The sequence below is a fragment of the Streptomyces sp. NRRL B-24085 genome, from assembly GCF_001282115.1.
Lineage (GTDB): Bacteria > Actinomycetota > Actinomycetes > Streptomycetales > Streptomycetaceae > Streptomyces.
Genome location: NZ_LJBR01000063.1, coordinates 1 through 2,126, shown reverse-complemented (window position 1 = coordinate 2,126; position 2,126 = coordinate 1). Strand labels below are relative to the sequence as shown.

2 protein-coding genes are annotated in these 2,126 nt (G+C 64.2%); both read right to left on the bottom strand.

Annotated features, from left to right (window positions below; translation table 11 throughout):
- Window positions 1–248: 248 nt before the first annotated feature.
- Entirely contained in the window at window positions 249–1,559 is a 1,311-nt protein-coding gene (locus AOJ26_RS09360) for a glucuronoxylanase (RefSeq protein ID WP_053847744.1), read from the bottom strand.
- 384 nt (window positions 1,560–1,943) lie between these two features.
- Window positions 1,944–2,126 (bottom strand): hypothetical protein (locus AOJ26_RS44295; protein ID WP_234358511.1); only part of this gene is annotated, 183 nt, incomplete at its 5' end.

Sequence of the window (2,126 nt, the reverse complement as noted above, 5' to 3'; positions counted from 1 at the left end):
GGCGAGGTGATCGTGCAGGGCGAAGACCTCGGAACCTGGATCACAGGGCAGCGGACCCCGTGGGACACGCTGGTGCCGGCACAGCAGTACCTGCGGGAGACCATCGGCATCGAACCCGCGAGCGAGGACGAGATCGTGCGCCCGGCGCATCGATTCCTCCTCCGGCTGCCTGCTGCCTGCTGCCTGCTGCCTGCTGCCTGCTGCCTGCTGCGCTCGTACCGCCGCGACCGCCACGTCGCCGCGGGGAGTCACCCGGTCACGAAGGTTGTCAGGCTCTGCGCGGGAAGCTGTGCTGTGAAGGAACCGTTCGCCACGGTGATCCTGCTCTGCGACGCGAGGTTCCGGCTCGCGTCCGTCAACCAGACCGACACGCCGGAGGAGGTGTTGTTGAGCAGAGTGAACTGCTGGCTCACCGGTGAGGTGCCCTTGTGGACCGCCACGATCACCACACGGGAACCGCTCCCCTTGTACGCCGAGAGGTACACGTTCTGCTGAGGGTTCGCCGTCACCGCGAGCCGCACGTGCCCCGGGCGGACGAACTTCGAGAAGTGCGCCATGCTCGCTCCCCGCTTGCTGATCCGCCCGTCTTCCCGCATGGGGCCGTAACCACGCCGGATGTACCACCACACGTACGCCTGGAACTCGGCGTCCACCATCGCCCGGTGAATGTGCTCTCCCACGTCAAGCGCCTGGGGCCACAGATCCGCCGAGTCGGTGCTGTTGGGGTAGTAGACCTCGGTCATCCACAGCTCCTTTCCGGCGCCCTTCTGCTTGAAGAGGGGGTACGGGAAGTTCTGGAACGGTGTGCCGTAGAGGTGCGCTCCCAGGATGTCCACGTTGGCCAGGGCCGCGGCGTCGTTCAGGATCGGATCCGAGAAACTCTTCACGTACTGGAAGGACTCCGGGGCGATCACCTTGGTGCTGATGGAGCCAGCGTTCTCGCGCAGGAACCGGGTCATCTCGCTGGGGGTCCACCAGGTCCAGTCGTGAGCGTAATCTGGCTCATTCTGCACGGAGATGGCATACAGGTTGACTCCGTTGTTCCGCATGAACACCACGAAGTCGTTGAGGTGTTGCGCATAGGCGCCGTACATGCTGTACCGCAGCCGCTTCGCATTGGTCTGCTGGCCGTGGACGAAGGTCTCCACCATCTGGCTGGGCGGATTCCACGGCGAGGCGAAGACGGTAGCCCCGAGTTCCACCGCACGCTTCGCCGTCGCGACCTCGCGGCTCCAGTTCGCCCGGTCCTCGGAGACGAAGATCCGCAGCACGGAGAAGCCGAGCTGGCCGTCACCGTTGCCGAAAGCCGTCTCTCTCTGGGCTGCCGTCAGATCGCCGATCCACAGCGGGTGGTTCATGCCGCCGAACCCTCGGATCGTCTGCCGTGTCGCGGACGGGTCGACGACCGCCGCAGCCGCCTCGGCGGACGGGCTACGAGGTGCCGCCACCGCTGGTGTCGCCCCGGCGAGCAACGGCAGAGCGCCCATGGTTGCGAGAACGGATCGGCGACTGGGGTGGTGCAGTCCTGTTGCGCCTAAGTCATTGAGGTCTGACGACATGGGGGCTTCCTCCTTGTTTTTCCTACCTACTTCTGGCGCGTGCACTTCCATCCCAGTGATCACCGCACCGAAATTTTCGGATTCCGACTACTCGGCTTAGCCGAGAAATGGCACGTGGTAGCGCATGTCCCGGGAAGCACGGAAAGATGTTCACTGTGGGAGCGCTCCCCTCGCGTCGAATAATTCGACGAAGGGAGCGATCGTAAGGCGGTGTAGAGGACCGTAAGTTCGCGGTGTTCCGGCGTCAAGCCTTTCGCGCACTCCGAGATTCCGGTTCGCTCGGCGCCTCACCCTTCGGCAGAAGAGAGTTCAGCTGTGGGAGCCGGTGGTTGACTGCGTGACCAGTCCCCGTCCTACTTCGCCGCACCCTGCGGCGGCACACCGCTAGAGATCATCGAGGAAGCGTTTCCTCCTGGGTGTGAACGCCGGGGTTGTGCACTGTTGTTGCGGGACAGGACGTTGATGACGCTGACGCAGTCCGATGTCTGAGAGGGCGTTTTCTTCCGTTGTTTCATCCCGAATTGCCGGATTGAGGTGGTTCACGTGCCGCGCCAGCTCGGGGTGGAT

Bases quoted from the DNA above. Each gene is read 5' to 3' on its own strand.
- AOJ26_RS09360 (WP_053847744.1), bottom strand. From the start codon at position 1,559: ATGTCGTCAGACCTCAATGACTTAGGCGCAACAGGACTGCACCACCCC.